Below are 16,071 nucleotides of genomic sequence, written 5' to 3' on the forward strand. Positions count from 1 at the left end.
AGCCGAGCGGTCTGCCACCGAGCAGCAGCCCAACGTACGAGCGTCCCGCCCCGGAAGACTCCGGGGCGGGACGTTTTCGCATGCGTTGCACGCCGGTTCCGCTCAGCGCCGCGCGGTGACCGTTCCCTCCACCGCGAACAGCTCCTCCTCGACATGGTCGAGAGCCAGCCGCAGGGCGCCCGTCGCCACGGCGGCCTCGCCCAGGAGGGAGAGCGCCACCTTCGGCGGGCGCAGGCAGTAGCGCGCCAACTCGCGCCGCAGCGGCTCCAGAACGCCGTCCAGACCGGCCGCCCAGCCCCCGATGACGACCAGCTCGGGGTCGAGCGCCAGGACGAGCGCCGCGACGTCGTGGACGAGACGCTGGATGAAGCGGTCGACCGCCGCGATGGCCCGCTGGTCGCCGCTCCGGGCGTACGCGAAGACCTCGGCGACCGCCTGCTCGTCGAGCGGGTGCAGCGGCTCGCCCGTGGTCGACAGCAGCGTCTCGGGCGTCACCTCGCGCCCCAGCAGATGCAGCGCGCCGATCTCCCCGGCCGCGCCCCCGTACCCCCGGTGCAGCCGTCCGCCGATCAGCGAACCGGCACCGGGGCTGAGCCCGGCCAGCACGAACACCACGTCGTCCGACTCGGTGGCCGCACCCTTCCAATGCTCGGCGACCGCCGCCGCGTTGGCGTCGTTCTCGACCAGCACCGGGCACTTGAAGGAACGGCTCAGCCGCTCGCCGAGACGCAGGCCCGTCCACTCCGGCAGCGCCGTGCCCAGGCGTACGGTGCCGTCCGCCTCGACGATTCCGGGGCTGCCGACGCCCACCGCGCGCAGGGAGCTCCGGGCGACGCCCGCCCGGCGCAGCAGCTCGGCGACCGCCGTACGCAGCCGATCGAGCCGCTCGTCCGCCGACGCCGTCTCCTCCACGTCCTTGGACATGGCGCCGAGCACCCGGCCGTCCAGGTCCGAGAGGAGCGCGGCGACCCGGTGCGGGCCGATCTCCAGGCCCAGCAGATGGCCCGCCTCGGCCCGGAAGCGGAACCTGCGTGCCGGACGGCCCTGGCGCCGGGCAGCGCCCTCCTCGGCCGCCTTCTCGACCACGAGCCCGGCTTCCATCAAGCCCTCGACGACTCCCTCGACCGTCGGCCGGGACAATCCGGTCACCCGGGTGATCTCGGTGAGGGTCGCGCAGTCCGTGGTGCGCAGCGCGTGCAGCACCACCGCGGAATTGATCCTTCGCAGCAGAGAGGGGTCCCCGCCGGTCAACTGCCCCAACGTCCGTCCTCCCAGCTCGTGCGCGTGTTGGCCGGATCGTACTCGGCGCGGCGGACCCCGGCGAGTGCCGGGGACCAGTTACCTACTGACGGGTCGGACTCACCCGGGCGCCACGAACCCCGACTCGTACGCCGCGATGACCGCCTGCGTACGATCCCGGGCCCCCAGCTTCGCCAGTACGGCGCTGACATGGGACTTGACCGTCTCGGTCCCGACGATCATCCGAGCGGCGATCTCGGCGTTCGACATCCCCCGCGTCATCAGCCGCAGCACCTCCGCCTCCCGCTCGGTCAGGGCCGCCCGATCCATGGCCGCGCGCGCAGCCGGATTCCCCGCGCTGTCCCCGTACTCGGCGGCCAACTGCCGTACGGAAGCGGGGAACAGCAGAGACTCGCCCTCGGCGACGAGCCTCACCGCGTGCACGATCTCGGCCGGCCGCGCCCGCTTCAGCAGAAACCCGTCGGCGCCCGCCCGCAGCGCCTCGTAGACGTACTCGTCGTTCTCGAACGTCGTCACCACCAGGATCTTCGGCGGATCGGCCACGGTCCGCAGCACCGCGCGTGTGGCCTCGATGCCGTCCATCAGGGGCATTCGTACGTCCATGGCGACGACGTCGGGCCGCAGTTGCCGTACCAGCGGGATCACCGCGGCACCGTCGGCGGCCTCCCCGACGACCTCGATGTCGGGCTGGGCCTCCAGGACGGCGCGCAGACCAGCGCGTACGAGGGGTTCGTCGTCGACGAGGAGAACGGTGACCGGCATCCGGCCAGCGTAGATCAGCGCAGCGGCAGCTCTACATGCACCTGCCAGTCACCCTCGTCCGGCCCCGTCCGCGCCCGGCCGCCGAGCAGCGCCGCGCGCTCCCGTATCCCGCGCAGCCCGCTGCCCCGGCCGGGCCCCGATATCTCCGCGGTGAGCGGATTGCGGACCTCCAGGACCAGCCCGCCGTCCTGGACCTCGATACGGACCCGGGCCGGGACGCTTCCCGCATGCCGCAGGACATTGGTGAGCGATTCCTGGAGGATGCGGTACCCCTCGCGGGACACCGGACCCGGCACGGTCTCCACGGGACCGGTCACCTCGGCGTCGACCTTGGCCCCGGAGGCACGCGCCGACTCCAGGAGCCGGTCGGCCTCGGTCAGGGTGGGGCGACTGCTCACCGGACGCTCCGCCTCCCGCAGCACACCGAGCACCCGCTCCAGGTCCTCCAGAGCGGCCCGGCCGGTGTCCTCGATGGCGCCCAGGGCCCGGTCGGTGAACGCGGGGTCGCCGGCCGCCCGGGCCGCGCCCGCCTGCACCACGGCGACGGTCAGCGCGTGACCGATGGAGTCGTGGAGCTCACGGGCGATGCGGTTGCGCTCCAGGAGCTGATCGGTGCGCTCCTCCAGGGCAGCGAGCCGCTCGCCGGCGGAGGGGCCGAGGAGGCGGCGGGCTATCGCCGTGATCAGCTCGCCGAGGCCGATGACCGCGCCGTACAGCGCGAGCAGTGGGAACGGGAAGAGCAGCCCGTAGGCCCAGTGCGCATGCGAGAGCGGCACGAAGGGGTTGTCGGTCGTGTCGTGGCCGGTCGCCGCGAAGACGAGATCGAAGGCGATCAGCGGCAACCAGACAGAGAGCCCGCAAGCCACCCACCCGCTCACCAACCGGATTTCCAGCCAGAGCACGGTCCGCCAGCGGTCCCGCCACGTGGCCGCTGGAGCGACCGAGAACGCCGCCTCCCCGCCGCCCCGCGCCAGCATGAACTGCGCCTGCACACCCTCGCCCCGCCGGACGGCCGGGATCAGCCCCAGCGGAACCAGCAGCACGGCGGGCACCCACGGCTTCGACATGTCGATGAACAGCCACACGCTGGTGAACAGCATCGGCACCCACAGGTGCAACCAACGCGTGTACGTCGTCCCCCGGAGCAGCGGGCGCAGAAAACGGGCCATTGCGTCATCGTGACAGGCCGCACCGACAACAGGCTTCCCCCGGGCGGGGGAGACGGTGTCCCCCCGCGGGGGAGGTGACGATCCCTCACCGGCGGCCAGGCTGGGCCCATGACCAGCATCGACGTCCAAGACCTCACCAAGGAGTACGGCAGCACCCGCGCCGTGGACCAGCTCACCTTCAGCGTCCTCCCCGGCCGCGTCACCGGCTTCCTCGGTCCCAACGGCGCCGGAAAGTCCACCACCATGCGGCTCGTGCTCGGCCTGGACCGGCCCACGTCCGGCACCGCCACCATCGGCGGCCGCGCCTACGCCGACATCCACGAGCCCCTGCGCCACGTCGGCGCCCTGCTCGACGCGCAGGCCCCGCACGGATCGCGGACCGCCCGCAACCATCTGCGGGCGCTCGCCGCGAGCAACCGCATCCCGGAGCGCCGCGTGGACGCGGTCCTCGAGCAGGTGGGGCTTGCTTCCGTCGCACGGCGCCGGGTGAAGACGTACTCCCTGGGGATGCGCCAGCGGCTGGGCGTCGCGGGCGCGCTCCTCGGGGACCCGCCCGTGGTGCTGCTCGACGAACCGTCGAACGGGCTCGACCCCGAAGGGATCATCTGGATGCGGGAGTTGATGCGCGAGCTGGCCCGAGAGGGCCGCACGGTGCTCGTCTCCAGCCACCTCATGAACGAGACCGCGTCCTTCGCCGACCACCTCGTCGTCCTCGGCCGGGGCCGGCTGCTCGCCGACACACCCATGCGGGGATTCATCGACGCACGCGTGCAGCCCCGCGTACGGGTGCGCACCACTGACGGCGGCGCTCTGGGCGGCCTGTTCAAGGACCACGGCATCGAGGCCGTCGAGGGCGAGGACGGACGCTGGACCGTGCTCGACGCGCGCGTGGAGGACATCGGACGCCTCACCTCGGCCTCGGGCGTGCCCATCCTCGAACTCGCGGCGGAGGAAGGCACGTTGGAGCAGGCCTACCTGGATCTGACGGCCACCGAGACCGAGTTCGCCGCCACGCCGTCCCCGACGCAGCCTCAGGAGGCCTGACCATGACGTTCGCCCCCGCACTCCGAGCCGAGTGGATCAAGATCCGGACCCTGCGGTCGCTGGTCGGAGGACTGTGCGGCGTTCTCCTCGCCACCGCGCTCTTCTCGGCCATCGCCGGGCTCGACGGCGAAGGCGAGGATTTCGACCCGCTGTTCTCGGCGTTCTTCGGCGTCAGCTTCGGACAGATCGCGGCGATCACGTTCGGCGCGCAGGCGGTCTCGGCCGAGTTCCAGGGCGGTGCGCTGCGGGTGTCGTTGGCCGCGGTGCCCGACCGGCTGCGGTGGTTCGCGGCCAAGGCCGTGGCGATCGCCATTCCCGCGCTGACTGTCGGCCTGGGCACGGGAGTTGTGAGCCTGGTGGTGGGCAAGGCGGCTCTGGGGACGAAGGCGAGCGGGCTGACCTGGAGCGAGGAACTGCGCGGAGTCGTCGGCTGCGGCATCTATCTGATGCTCATGGCCCTGTTCGCGGCCGGTCTCACCGCCGTCCTGCGCAGCGGCGTCGCCACGCTGAGCATCCTGATCCCGTTCCTCCTGATCGTCTCCTTCGTCGTCGGGACCGCGTCGGCCGGCGTGGCCGACTTCCTGCCCGACAAGGCGGGCCAGGTGGTCTTCCACGAGACGTGGGACGGAGCCCTCGGCGCCTGGACGGGACTCGCCGTGACCGCGGCCTGGACGGCGACAGCCCTGGCGGCCGGCGCGTGGAGCATCCGGCGCCGCGACGCCTGACCGACTCGCCACGATCGTTCGGCTGTGCTCCGCGGAACTCTCCGAGGAGCACAGCCTGTTACGTCTCAGCGGCAGCCGTCCGCAACCGCCCGAACTCCTCCGCCATCGTCGCCGCCGTCCAATGCGCGTTGAGCCCACTGGGATTGGGCAGCACCCACACCCTGCTGACCCCGATCAGCCGCTCCTGCGGACCGATGACGGCCTTGCGCTCACCGAACGCCGCCCGGTACGCGGTCACGCCCACCACGGCCAGCCAACGCGGCCGCAGCCGCTGCACCTTGGCGGTCAGCAGCCGCCCGCCCTCGCGGTACTCCTCGGCGGACAGCTCGTCGGCACGAGCCGTGGCGCGCGCCACGACGTTCGTGATGCCGAGTCCGTACGACGGCAACTCGCCCTGCTCCGAAGGCTTCAGCAGCCGCGGCGTGAACCCGGAGAGGTGCAGCACCGGCCAGAACCGGTTGCCGGGACGCGCGAAGTGGTGACCCGTGGCGGCCGTCATCAGACCCGGATTGATGCCGCAGAAAAGCACCCGGAGGCCGCCGTCGACGTTGTCCGCGACGACGTCCGGCACGAGCCGGTCGCGGGCGGCCTCCAGGTCCGCGGGAGTGAGCCGCGTCAGAGGATCGCCCCCGGCGTGTATCCCGCGGCCTCCGGGTGCTGCTTAACGATCTCGTCGATACGGCCGACCACCGCGGCGACCTGGTCGGCGGCGGCGCCCGTGAAGGACAGCTTGTCGGCCATCAGCTCGTCGAGCTGTGCGCGGTCCAGCGGGATGCGCTCGTCCGCGGCGAGCTTGTCGAGCAGCTCGTTGCGCTCGGTGCCCTGCTCGCGCATGGCGAGGGCGGACGCGACCGCGTTCTCCTTGATGGCCTCGTGCGCGACCTCCCGGCCGACACCCGCGCGCACCGCGCCCATCAGGACCTTGGTCGTCGCCAGGAACGGCAGGTAGCGGTCCAGCTCACGCGCCACGACGGCCGGGAACGCGCCGAACTCGTCGAGGACGGTGAGGAAGGTCTCCAGCAGGCCGTCAAGGGCGAAGAACGCGTCGGGCAGCGCCACCCGGCGTACGACCGAGCACGACACGTCGCCCTCGTTCCACTGGTCGCCCGCCAGCTCACCGGTCATCGAGGCGTAGCCGCGCAGGATCACCATCAGGCCGTTGACGCGCTCGCAGGAGCGGGTGTTCATCTTGTGCGGCATCGCGGAGGAGCCGACCTGGCCCGGCTTGAAGCCCTCGGTCACCAGCTCGTGCCCGGCCATCAGCCGGATCGTCTTGGCGGTCGAGGACGGGGCCGCCGCCAGCTGCACCAGCGCGGTCACCACCTCGTAGTCGAGCGAGCGCGGGTAGACCTGGCCGACGGAGGTGAACGCCTGCGAGAAGCCGAGGTGCCGGGCGATCCGCTGCTCAAGGTCGGCGAGCTTCGCCGCGTCGCCACCGAGCAGGTCGAGCATGTCCTGAGCCGTGCCGACCGGACCCTTGATGCCACGCAGCGGGTAACGGCCGAGCAGCTCCTCGACCCGGCCGTACGCCACGAGCAGCTCGTCGGCGGCGGTCGCGAAGCGCTTGCCGAGGGTGGTGGCCTGCGCCGCCACGTTGTGCGAGCGGCCGGCCATGACCAGCTCGCCGTACTCACCCGCGAGCTTGCCCAGGCGCGCCAGGACGGCGACGCTACGGTCCCGCACCAGCTCCAGCGAGAGCCGGATCTGCAACTGCTCGACGTTCTCCGTGAGGTCCCGCGACGTCATGCCCTTGTGGACGTGCTCATGCCCGGCGAGGTCGTTGAACTCCTCGATCCGCGCCTTCACGTCGTGCCGCGTGACCTTCTCGCGCTCGGCGATCGAGGCCAGGTCGACCTGGTCGAGCACCCGCTCGTAGTCGGCGATCGCGGCGTCCGGCACCTCGATCCCGAGGTCCTTCTGAGCCCGCAGCACGGCGACCCAGAGCTGACGCTCCAGCCTCACCTTCTGCTCGGGCGACCAGAGCGTGGCGAGCTCGGCGGAGGCGTAGCGTCCGGCGAGGACGTTGGGGATACGGGGCTTTGCAGGCGCGGCAGTCACGTGTACGGAGCATACCGGCTGTATATGGCGCCTCTGACGCGTCTACGTCGTCCATGAAATCCACGGTCAGTGGTCTGTGAGTCCATCCCGCGACACATCGTCTGTGAGACGCGTGTGAGACGGGGCGGCCTCGGACCGGTGTGTGAGAGCCCGGTCCGAGGCCTTGATCCGAATCCTTCTCGATCAAGGAGTCAGACCCGTGGAAGACCGTACCGCCCACCCCGACGAGCACCGCACTGCCGTGGTGAACATCTTCATCCACAAGCCCCTGGAGATCGACGAACCCGACTGGTGCGCCGGCCACCCCGACCCCCGCGCCGGATACAAGGTCGACATCAGCCACGACGGGCCCGAACACGTCATCGCCCCCGGCGGCCGGGAGGTGTTCCGGGCGTTCCTGACGCAGGCCCCGTTCGCCACCGTCGATCGCAGCGTTGGCCTCTATGTGGAGGTCGCCGACCTCACCCGCACCCACACCCCGGAAAGCGTCGAGCAGCTCGCCGACGACCTCACCGCGGCCGCCGTCCAGCTCCGCGAACTTGGCAGCCAGCTCGCCACGATCCTCGCCGGGGGTGGCCAGTGAAGCGCGACCCGCTGCTGTGGGCTGCCCTGGTCGCGGTCCTCGTCGTCCTCGCGTCCGCTGAGTACCAGCTCGCCGTGGCGTGCGGGTTCGGCCCGTACGTCGCCGCTGGCGTGCCGGCCGCGCTCGACATCTACGCCATCGCCGCGCTCCGGGCACACCGCGACGTCCTCGTCGTGGTCGTCGTGCTCGTCGCGGTGAACGCGGCGAGCCACCTCGTCGAGGTCGACCTGCTGCCCGTGAACGTGCCCCTCGTCGTGGCGGTATCGGCGATCGCCCCGCTCGTGCTGTGGCGGGTCCACCGGCTCAGCGAGACCGCACCGTCTGCCTCATCTGTGACGGACGCCGTGCCCGCTGTATCCGAGGCGTACCCGCCCGTCGAGGTACGCCGGGATACACCGCCCGTCGCACCGGTCGTCGAGGCGCCCGTGCTGCCCGTCCTCGGCCCGTTCCTGCGCCTGGAAGAGCTACCGCGTACCCCGGCGTACCCGGACGTGTATCCCGACACTGAGCAGGCGGAACACGACCGCGCCGAGAACGACGTACCCGCCCCGGATACGGACACGGATACACCGGATACGCTCCCGCTCCCGCCCGGATACGCGCGCGCCGACGGCTCCGAGGACGACCTCACCATCAAGGCCCGCGACGACTTCGAGCAGCTGCTCGCCGACGGCCGCGCCCCCTCGATCAGAGCCCTTCGGGATACGTACTCCATCGGCCAGCCACGCGCGCAACGCATCCAAGCCGAGCTCATCGGCTCGTGATCCTCGCCGCGTTCTTCGGGCTCTCTGCCCTGCTCGGCCTCCTCGGCCTGTGGCTCACCGGCCCCCGCACCGTGCCCGCGATCACCGGCACGTGCGCGTTCATCCTCACCCTCGCCGCGCTCGGCGTGGCGCTCGTCCGATAGGACCGCAATGCCTCCGCTCGACATCCCTACGTACGGTCTCGTCTCCCTCGGGGGCGTCACCGTCGGACTGTCCCTGTTCGCGTGGGACTTCAGCCGATGGTGGACCAGCCACCCGAAGAAGCGGTTCACGGTCAAGGCCCTGCGCCGCCTCGCCCCGACCCTGCTCTGCCTCTCCTACGGCACGCTGCTCATCCTCTCGGCCGGCGGCCTCATCGGCGCCATCGCCGACTGGTCCCTGTGGGGCACGAACCAGATCGGTGAAGTCGTCCTCGTCTACGGCGTCGGCAGCACCTCGCCGGACGTCACCCGCTCCACGCACCTCGCCCTCACCCCGGGCGGCCACGCGGTCATCATCCTGGCCACGGTCGTCGTGCTGGCTATCTCGAGCATCCGCGGCCTGCGGTGGGACTTCGCCCGCGGCATCCTCGCCGGGATCAGCCTCGGACTTGCGTCCAGCGTCGCAGGCCTCGCCGGATACATCCTCGCGCCCGTCGTGTCGACGCTCGGCGACTTCGTGGCAGGCCTGCTGCGCCTGGTGCTGTCGCTCCTCGCGGGGATCTTCTACGCGCAGCTCCTCGGCAGGGCCCCGCACTTGATCTACCTAGTGCCCCTCGCGTGGGCCGTCACGGCGTGGCAGATGTCCGATTGGTCCGCCACTCCCCCACCGAGGGGGGTTGCCCCCGGAAACGACGTTGATGCAGCTCGCAGGCGTGCGCAGGCGAAAGCGGCGTACGACCCGAACGGGGTTCTGTGCACCTACCACGCACCGCGTGAGGAGGTGAACGACAAGTGATCGAGCGCCTGTTGAACCTCGTCGCCGCGACCTACGACTACTGCAAGGTCTGCGGATGGTGGGTGAAGGACTGCGGACATCAGCAGTGACCGCGCCACAACGAACCGGGCCCCGCCGTGAATCCCCCTCGCGGCGGGGCCCGTTCTTGCAAGCAAGTAGACGCTCGGTGACGCTGAACTCACAATCGGCAACATGTGGGAAGTTGCAATGGCCGCTACAGGCTGTCTAGTTGCCCTTGGCGCACTGAGCGTGAGCTACGCCGCGTACCGCCTCCAGCGGCAACAGGCTGCACGTTTGACCGAGCGAGAGAGAGCGCTCGATGCAAGGGAACGTACGGCCGATGAGCGGGACTCCCTCCGGCACGCCTCACGCGTACTGGCGATGTTCCGCCGAGGTGAATCCCGCCTCCAAGGGGTGGAAGGCCAGTGGTTTTTCCTCGTCTACAACGGCAGCGGCCAGCCGCTGCGCGATGTAGTCGCCTCATACGACGGCGTACAACTTGTCTTCAGCGTAGATACCGAACATGTGAGTCCACGCCTAACGCGAGTGGCGGTTGTGCCCTCCGCGCTTTTCCGATCCAGGCCCCGTCACGCGGTCACCCTGCTCGACTTCACCGATGCCGCCGACCTTCGGTGGCGGCGTAGCGGCAACGGGTCCTTGCAGCGCGGTAGAGAACTACCAGATGGGAGCTACGAATGGGGACCGAAGCAGGCTCCCCTCATCGAGGCGCTACCCGTGGGGGCCCTCGATGTGTCCCGGCTCGACGCGATCATTCACGGTTCTGACGACTGGACCGCAGGCTAGCAACCACGCGTAGTTGCTCGGCCCGCACAGAACGGCCCCCGGACGGGAGACGCGTAACCGTCACGGGGGCCGCTCCCGCCCGCCCCCAGGCGCGGGGTACGGGACGGGCGGTCTACCAACTGGTCTTGGTGTAAGGGTGCCAGTGCTTCCCGGCGTGCCCGGCCGGGTCGGTGCAGTGGACGTGCGTGCGCGGGTGTTCTTCCCAGCAGTAGCCGGAGATCCGACCGCGCCGGCGGGGCAGCGTAGAGGTGCTCACCGCGACCTCCCCGCGCGGACGATCTGGCGGCGCCTGCTCTGCCACTCGCGGCGCAGGGCCCCGGCCCGCGGGCACTCGCGCTCCGGGACCGCCCGGCACGAGTCGCAGCCCGTGCAGTGAGTCAGCAGCGCCTCGTACTCCGGGGCCGCGATGGGCCGTATGACAAGGGGATAGCGCATGTAGGCACGGCCAGTCATGTCGCGTCGACCCCCGCCCCGGGCATCGGCTGGTCGGCGAGCGGGACCAGGTCGTAGGCCTCGCGGCAGGGGCGGCAGGCGAAGTGGTTGCCAGCGGTTCCCGGCCCGGAGCTGTGCTCGATCACATCAATGAGCCGCACGCCCCGCGCGAACCCCTGGTGCCACGCGCACCAGCCGTATCCAGTGGGACTGTTCGCGGTGCCCGCAGTCTGCGTAGGCTCCGGCATGTCGACTCCAACCAGTCGGCCAAGCCCGGGGCCGTTCACGCGGCCGCCGGGTTTCGTTGTGTCTCCCGACGCTAGGAGCGTGATGTGCAGCACAGCCAGCAATGTGCACCGATGTGCGTAGGTGCACCAGTGTCGGGCCGTGGCTGGTTCGCGGTCTTGACCAGACCTCACCTGCAGAGTGATGTTGGTGCACATCCGAGCACAACCCACAAGCGGAGGGCAGCCATGGCCTTACAGTTCATCGGCATCGACCCAGAAACAGGGCAGAGCGGATCTCCCACAGCCTGGGTCGACCTGGAGAACGCCGACATCGTGCTCCAGAGCTACACCGCCGACGACCAGACGCGAACCCAGTGCGTGGAGAACACCGCGCCCGGACACGACCAGGGCATCCCCGCCCACGAAACGGTCGTCCGTATCCCCGTACACCTTGTGCCACTGCTGAGGGAGGCCTGCGATGCCGCAGAGCGAGCTGCGCTTTAACGACCTGCTCGAAGCCGCGCAGCACTCCGCCGTCCACCTTGAAATGCGCGACGTGTACGGCGTGGGCGACGAGGCCGACGACTTCCAGCAGTGGAAGGAGACGGACTGGCGCGACTCTGATCCGGGCTCCGCCTACTGGGCACCCTGGGTCGACCGCATCTCCCGGGCGAAAGCCCGCGGCGTCGACGTGCGCCGGGCGCGCATCGTGTCCGAACCCGTCACCGACTACATCCGCTACGAGCACGCCGGGACGAGCGTCAACGTGTACGCCGGCGAGCAGGTGCGGTGGCTGCCGCGCCGCCTCGCCGTCGACCTGCTGCTGCCCGGCTGCGACCTGTGGATCTTTGATGGTGCGCGGGTGCTGTTCAACCACTTCAGCGGAGACGGCGGTTGGGCGGATCCACCCCTCGAACTGCGCGCCGAGCCCGGCATCGTGAAGCAGTGCGTGGATGCCTTCGAGGCGGTATGGGACCGCGCCACCCCGCACGACCAGTACGAAATCCACTGACAGGAAGCACCGGACAGGTCAGCTCATGCCCATCTCCCCGTCGTCCTCGGCCCAGGCCGCACGTGAGAACGTGGCCGGTCAACTGCGCGACCTCCGCAAGGACGCCGGTCTGACGGTCGTCGAGCTGGCCGCCAGCTGCGGCTGGCACCACGCCAAGACCTCCCGCATTGAGAACGCCAAGACACCTCCGTCGCCCACCGATATCCGGCTCTGGTGCACCACCTGCAAGGCACCGAACCGAGCGGCGGACCTGATCGCCGCATCGCTCAACGCGGAGTCCATGTACACGGAGTGGCGGCGCCGCGTTCGCCTCGGCCTGCGTCAACTGCAGGACAGCTACGTGCAGTTGTTCCGGTCGACAGGCCTGTTCCGGATCTACTCGCCGACGCTGGTTCCCGGCCTGCTGCAGACCGAGGGGTACGCGCGCGCCCTGCTGTCCGCCAACGCCCGCCTGCTCGACATCCCTGATGACGCGGCACAGGCCGCCGTGGCTCGCCTCGAACGCTCGCAGATCATCCATGAGCCGGGGCACCGGTTCGTCCTGTTGATCGAAGAGGGCGTGCTGTACCACCAGTTGGGCGACCATGATGCGATGGCCGCCCAGCTCGGCTACCTGCTCACCGCGGGGGCGGTGCCCTCGGTGTCGCTCGGCGTCATCCCCAAGGCGACCCAGGAACGGGTCCTGTGGCCGCAGGAACTGTTCCACATGTACGACGACACCCTCGTCTCGGTCGAGTTGCTGTCGGCGCAGGTGAACATCACCCAGCCCACGGAGATCGCTCTGTACCTCAAGGCGTTCGAGGAACTGCGGACCATGGCCGTGTACGGCGCGGACGCGCGCGCCCTGATCGTGAAGGCCATCGACGCACTGCGCTGAACGTGGCCGCGTGGCCGCTGAACTGCGCCCGGGGGAAGCGCCTCAGACAACCCGCGAATTCCGTGCGACGGTCACGCCATGACAGACCTCCCGCGGTCCTGCCACCGCTCTGAAGTCCGTAACCTCCCACACCCACGATGCGATGAGTGCCACCGCCCAAAACGGCCGAGGTGGCGTGAAGCCACAGGGATGTTCGAGGAGACCGTCGATCCCGTGGGAACGGTCTCCTACGAGTGCCCTACGCCCCTCTGCACAGGGAACGGGGGAAACTTCTGACTCGCGCCTGGCACGACGAAGCTCCCGGCCCCTCGTCGTGAGGGTGCCGTGCGCTGCTGGACGGTCGTCAGGACTGCGGCGGGTTTCCCTCCCGACCCCATCGGGTCGCCCAGTACAGGTCTCGCAGGGGGACGTACTCCTGGAGGGCCTGCATGGCTTCGGTTTGTGCGTCGCGCTCGGTCTTGCTCAGGAGCGGGGGCTCCTCCCCGGGGGGAATTGGCGTGGGGTCGCCCATGGCCTCGTGCAGGGCCCGGTACGCCTTGCCCACTCGGTTCAGGGCGGCCCTGTACCGCGCTTCCAGTTCCTCGAACGACTCGCTCATGTCGCTTCCTTCCCACCCCGCTTGGGCGAGGTGGAGCGGGAATGTACGACCACGGTCGACAACAGGCAAACCGGGGGCAGGTCCTCGTGACGCGCACACGGGACACCACGGGCATCGAGTCACAATCGAGAAATGAGGAGCGTGACACCACGAACCAGTCATAGCCTGCATCTCATGGCAACAAGTACCAAGCGACCGGACGACGTCGCGTACCTCCTCCCTCTCTTCCAGGCAGTCGAGCCCTACCGCGCTGAAGGCCACTACCGGCAGCTGCCGGAACCCGCACCGCACAGCAGCCTCGCCACGGACGATGCCCCGCTGAAGCCCCGTGACGGCAGCATCCTGATCCGCACGTCCTTCACCGCCGGCCTTTCCCACGTAGACGCGCTGAGCCGCAACGTCACCATGACAGGGCAGATCGATCCCTACAGCCCATGGACCCTCTTGCGCGGCGCCCTGGAGAACTTCGCCACCTCCGTATGGCTCTTGTCGGGCAAGGATCGGTCTGAGCGACGTGCTCGCGCCCTGGCCCTGTGGCGCGAGGACATGCGTAACCGCGGCCAGCACGAGAAGGATGTCCAGCACGTCGTCACGGGCCAAGGGAAGTCGGGCGAGCAGCGGCAGGAGGAGATCGAGCAGCTTGCGACCACCCTCGGCTTGAACCCGCTACCAGGCCACAAGGCAGGCTCGATCATCGCCACAGCCGCCAAGGAAGCGGGCCTCGACCCGGTGCGCGTTCAGGCATCCTGGCGGGTGGCCTCGGGCTTCGCTCACGGTCGTTTCTGGCCCAACCTGCGTGCCGCGACGCCGCGTAGCGCGATACCGACGGCTGACGGCTATCTGGTCGGCATGGTGATCAACGACGACGAACTTGAGCGCCTCGCGAAGGCGTGCCTGACGCTGCTGGAGCACACCACTCAGCGGTACGGGGCCCGCGCCACCGTCTAAGCGGCCTGCCCGCGGTCATCGCCGCGGGCAGGCCGGGGCACAGAGGTCAGGGCGACACCGCCCGGGCGACCTCGGGCGGCACTGGCGGGGTGTGGAAGTCCTTGAAGTCCCAGCCAGACCAACCACCCTTGCCAGGCCCGCTGTTCAGCGCGCTCGTGAGCTGCCGCTTCTCGTCGCTGAAGCCGCGTACGCCGTGCGTCTCGGCCACCCAGGAGTTCACGAGGTGGACGTCACCGCTGTCGGAGGCGTGCTGGAGTACCGCGCGCTGCATGGCGGTGTCGCCGTACCTCGCGGCCTCTGCGAGCAGCCGGCCGCGCTGCTCCCTGGGCGCGGCCTTCGCCGTGTCGAGCGCGGTGCGGAAGGCGGCGATCAGGACCGCACGGTCAGCGGGGCTGACGTCGTCTGGGATGCCCGGCCCGGACGGCACCAGCGAGGTGAGGTAGTCGAGGCGGGCGCGCCGGCGCTCGGTGACCCGCTCGTACGCTCCAGCGACCTCTTGCACGTGCTCCTGGTACAGCTCGGCGAGCTGCTCGGCCTTGTACGAGTCGGACCAGTGCGCGGCGTTGCGGATCTCCTCGGCCTTCGCGGCGAAGTCGATGCGGGACTGCCGCGCGGCGAGGTGGTCGGGGTCCTCGTTGGGATGGGTGGCGAACGGGTTCGCAGGCGCTTCGGGCGTAGTCATCGTCACGCGTCCCTCCGGATGAGGGCGTGGACGTCCAGGGCCTCGCCGGAGCTCCGGTCGTGCATTTCTCCGTCGTGTGCCAGCTCCTGGCCGACGTTGTACAGGCGCATCTCGCGCGGGTACGCGGCGAGCACGCGGTGCAGGGCGACTGCGAGGAGCGTTCCGGCGCGCATCTTCCGGTAGACCTTCTGGCCGATCGTGACGTTCTCCCCGCCCACCATGTGCGCGAGCGCGTCGAGGGCGCGGCCCTCGCCTTGGATGGGCGAGATGCCTGCCGCGCCCATCTGCCGGCCCCACTTCACGATGCGGCCGTTGTGGGCGGCGACTGCCTCGGCGAGGCCCCGCGCGGACGCCTCGAACGCGTCGTACGCGGAGAGGAGTTCGGGGGCGCCGTTGAGGTCGGAGGCGGCCTCGGCGCGGATCATGGCCTTGATCTCCGCATGCCGGGCCTGCATGCGTGCGTCGCGGATCTCGGCCTGGCGGCGGACGGCGGCCGGTACCTTCAGCGCTGCGTGTTCAGCGGCGGCGCGTAGTTCGGCGAAGCGGGCCGGGGTGAGGTCGTCCAGGGTCCAGCCGGTGACGGGCAACATCTCGCCGCGGAGGATCTGTTCAGCGGTCTTGACGGCCTTGGCTGCGTCGTTGGCCTCGGTCTGTGCGTCGGTGACGATGGCGTCGACCTCGGCGTCGGTCAGGGCGTGCGCGTCGGGTGGGGCGGTCTCGGTGGCGGGCATCCGTCGGCCTTCCTGTGGCTGTTCACGAGGTACTGGGCGTCGTCCGGGTGCCACGCGTTGCGCGCGGCCGGGGTGACGCCTGCCTGTGCAGCCAGACGACGTGCGTGACGTTCACTCACGCGGAGCCGGACGGCGAGCTGTTCTGTGCTGATCAGCTCGCGGTCCGAGGGTCGCTCGATGTCCGCAGGTGTCCGCGAGGTTGGTCCGTGTGTGGACATGTGGGCGAGAGAGGCGGCCCTCAAGGTGTCCATGGCGGCGGCGACTTCGGGCCGGACGCGGCCGCCCTCGGCGCGGTGCTGCGCGAGTTGGGCACGGAGGGCGAGCCACAGGGGGTGGCAGACCTCGGCAGGCAGGTAGACCCCGCCGGCGGCGATGATGGCCGGGACGGTCACGGAGCCATCCGGCCGCAGCAGCGCAGCGAATTCGGGATCATGACGGGTCATCTGGCGCGCCATCCTG

General features: G+C 70.2%; 22 protein-coding genes. 10 read left to right on the plus strand and 12 right to left on the minus strand.

Annotated elements, in window-relative coordinates:
* Window positions 1-102: 102 nt before the first annotated feature.
* The 3 genes from OG266_RS39405 to OG266_RS39415 form a co-directional block, all read right to left on the minus strand.
* On the minus strand, window positions 103-1,260 hold the full coding sequence (locus OG266_RS39405) for an ROK family transcriptional regulator (protein ID WP_371551669.1): 1,158 nt from the start codon (window positions 1,258-1,260) through the stop codon (window positions 103-105).
* 99 nt (window positions 1,261-1,359) lie between these two features.
* On the minus strand, window positions 1,360-2,022 hold the full coding sequence (locus tag OG266_RS39410; protein ID WP_326724567.1) for a response regulator transcription factor: 663 nt from the start codon (window positions 2,020-2,022) through the stop codon (window positions 1,360-1,362).
* A gap of 14 nt (window positions 2,023-2,036) precedes the next feature.
* Entirely contained in the window at window positions 2,037-3,191 is a 1,155-nt protein-coding gene (locus OG266_RS39415; protein ID WP_266468371.1) for a sensor histidine kinase, read from the minus strand.
* A gap of 108 nt (window positions 3,192-3,299) precedes the next feature.
* On the opposite strand from OG266_RS39415, the gene OG266_RS39420 reads away from it, so the two are divergent.
* Together OG266_RS39420 and OG266_RS39425 are read left to right on the plus strand one after the other, a co-directional pair.
* Window positions 3,300-4,235 (plus strand): ABC transporter ATP-binding protein, encoded by a 936-nt coding sequence (locus tag OG266_RS39420; protein WP_371551671.1) that lies wholly within the window; start codon window positions 3,300-3,302, stop codon window positions 4,233-4,235.
* Between the two features lie 2 nt (window positions 4,236-4,237).
* The gene (locus tag OG266_RS39425) at window positions 4,238-4,960 is read left to right on the plus strand and encodes an ABC transporter permease (protein ID WP_371551673.1); all 723 of its coding nucleotides are present in this window, start codon (window positions 4,238-4,240) and stop codon (window positions 4,958-4,960) included.
* A 58-nt stretch (window positions 4,961-5,018) separates the two neighbouring features.
* On the opposite strand, the gene mug is transcribed toward OG266_RS39425, so the two are convergent.
* Entirely contained in the window at window positions 5,019-5,531 is a 513-nt protein-coding gene (mug, locus tag OG266_RS39430; RefSeq protein ID WP_371551675.1) for a G/U mismatch-specific DNA glycosylase, read from the minus strand.
* A gap of 44 nt (window positions 5,532-5,575) precedes the next feature.
* On the minus strand, window positions 5,576-7,018 hold the full coding sequence (purB, locus tag OG266_RS39435) for an adenylosuccinate lyase (RefSeq protein WP_266468382.1): 1,443 nt from the start codon (window positions 7,016-7,018) through the stop codon (window positions 5,576-5,578).
* A gap of 199 nt (window positions 7,019-7,217) precedes the next feature.
* Here purB and OG266_RS39440 point away from each other — a divergent pair, with 199 nt between their 5' ends.
* The 4 genes from OG266_RS39440 to OG266_RS39455 are packed head-to-tail and all read left to right on the plus strand — an operon-like array spanning window position 7,218 to window position 9,301.
* Window positions 7,218-7,601 carry a hypothetical protein gene (locus OG266_RS39440; protein WP_371551676.1) on the plus strand — a complete coding sequence of 128 codons (384 nt, stop codon included), beginning with the start codon at window positions 7,218-7,220 and terminating at the stop codon, window positions 7,599-7,601.
* Window positions 7,598-8,365 (plus strand): hypothetical protein, encoded by a 768-nt coding sequence (locus OG266_RS39445; protein WP_371551678.1) that lies wholly within the window; start codon window positions 7,598-7,600, stop codon window positions 8,363-8,365. Before OG266_RS39440 ends, OG266_RS39445 begins: the two co-directional genes overlap by 4 nt.
* Window positions 8,362-8,508: a hypothetical protein gene (locus OG266_RS39450; RefSeq protein WP_371551680.1), complete on the plus strand. Its 147-nt coding sequence runs from the start codon at window positions 8,362-8,364 to the stop codon at window positions 8,506-8,508. The genes OG266_RS39445 and OG266_RS39450 overlap by 4 nt, the downstream gene beginning before the upstream one ends.
* A gap of 7 nt (window positions 8,509-8,515) precedes the next feature.
* Window positions 8,516-9,301, plus strand: a complete 786-nt coding sequence (locus OG266_RS39455; RefSeq protein WP_371551682.1) for a hypothetical protein — start codon at window positions 8,516-8,518, stop codon at window positions 9,299-9,301.
* Between the two features lie 916 nt (window positions 9,302-10,217).
* Here OG266_RS39455 and OG266_RS39460 read toward each other — a convergent pair.
* Genes OG266_RS39460 through OG266_RS39470 form a run of 3 tightly spaced genes read right to left on the minus strand, consistent with a single transcriptional unit; the run spans window position 10,218 to window position 10,785 of the window.
* Window positions 10,218-10,361, minus strand: coding sequence for a hypothetical protein (locus OG266_RS39460; RefSeq protein ID WP_371551684.1), 144 nt, complete (start codon window positions 10,359-10,361; stop codon window positions 10,218-10,220).
* Window positions 10,358-10,558 (minus strand): hypothetical protein, encoded by a 201-nt coding sequence (locus OG266_RS39465; RefSeq protein WP_371551686.1) that lies wholly within the window; start codon window positions 10,556-10,558, stop codon window positions 10,358-10,360. The genes OG266_RS39460 and OG266_RS39465 overlap by 4 nt, the downstream gene beginning before the upstream one ends.
* Window positions 10,555-10,785, minus strand: coding sequence for a hypothetical protein (locus OG266_RS39470; RefSeq protein ID WP_371551688.1), 231 nt, complete (start codon window positions 10,783-10,785; stop codon window positions 10,555-10,557). Before OG266_RS39470 ends, OG266_RS39465 begins: the two co-directional genes overlap by 4 nt.
* A 225-nt stretch (window positions 10,786-11,010) precedes the next feature.
* On the opposite strand from OG266_RS39470, the gene OG266_RS39475 reads away from it, so the two are divergent.
* Genes OG266_RS39475 through OG266_RS39485 form a run of 3 tightly spaced genes read left to right on the plus strand, consistent with a single transcriptional unit; the run spans window position 11,011 to window position 12,653 of the window.
* Window positions 11,011-11,268, plus strand: a complete 258-nt coding sequence (locus OG266_RS39475; RefSeq protein WP_371551690.1) for a hypothetical protein — start codon at window positions 11,011-11,013, stop codon at window positions 11,266-11,268.
* Entirely contained in the window at window positions 11,243-11,776 is a 534-nt protein-coding gene (locus OG266_RS39480; RefSeq protein WP_371551692.1) for a DUF6879 family protein, read from the plus strand. The genes OG266_RS39475 and OG266_RS39480 overlap by 26 nt, the downstream gene beginning before the upstream one ends.
* 25 nt (window positions 11,777-11,801) lie before the next feature.
* Window positions 11,802-12,653, plus strand: a complete 852-nt coding sequence (locus tag OG266_RS39485; RefSeq protein ID WP_371551695.1) for a helix-turn-helix domain-containing protein — start codon at window positions 11,802-11,804, stop codon at window positions 12,651-12,653.
* Window positions 12,654-12,996: 343 nt separating this feature from the next.
* Here OG266_RS39485 and OG266_RS39490 read toward each other — a convergent pair whose 3' ends face one another.
* Window positions 12,997-13,251: a hypothetical protein gene (locus tag OG266_RS39490; RefSeq protein WP_371551697.1), complete on the minus strand. Its 255-nt coding sequence runs from the start codon at window positions 13,249-13,251 to the stop codon at window positions 12,997-12,999.
* A 174-nt stretch (window positions 13,252-13,425) separates the two neighbouring features.
* On the opposite strand from OG266_RS39490, the gene OG266_RS39495 reads away from it, so the two are divergent.
* Complete coding sequence (locus OG266_RS39495) at window positions 13,426-14,199, plus strand: hypothetical protein (RefSeq protein WP_371551698.1); 774 nt, start codon at window positions 13,426-13,428, stop codon at window positions 14,197-14,199.
* 46 nt (window positions 14,200-14,245) lie between these two features.
* Here OG266_RS39495 and OG266_RS39500 read toward each other — a convergent pair whose 3' ends face one another.
* Genes OG266_RS39500 through OG266_RS39510 form a run of 3 tightly spaced genes read right to left on the minus strand, consistent with a single transcriptional unit; the run spans window position 14,246 to window position 16,055 of the window.
* Complete coding sequence (locus OG266_RS39500) at window positions 14,246-14,881, minus strand: hypothetical protein (protein ID WP_371551700.1); 636 nt, start codon at window positions 14,879-14,881, stop codon at window positions 14,246-14,248.
* 2 nt (window positions 14,882-14,883) lie between these two features.
* Window positions 14,884-15,612 carry a hypothetical protein gene (locus OG266_RS39505; RefSeq protein WP_371551701.1) on the minus strand — a complete coding sequence of 243 codons (729 nt, stop codon included), beginning with the start codon at window positions 15,610-15,612 and terminating at the stop codon, window positions 14,884-14,886.
* On the minus strand, window positions 15,570-16,055 hold the full coding sequence (locus tag OG266_RS39510) for a hypothetical protein (protein WP_371551703.1): 486 nt from the start codon (window positions 16,053-16,055) through the stop codon (window positions 15,570-15,572). The genes OG266_RS39505 and OG266_RS39510 overlap by 43 nt, the downstream gene beginning before the upstream one ends.
* Window positions 16,056-16,071: the final 16 nt, after the last annotated feature.

This window comes from Streptomyces sp. NBC_00554, assembly GCF_041431135.1.
GTDB lineage: Bacteria > Actinomycetota > Actinomycetes > Streptomycetales > Streptomycetaceae > Streptomyces.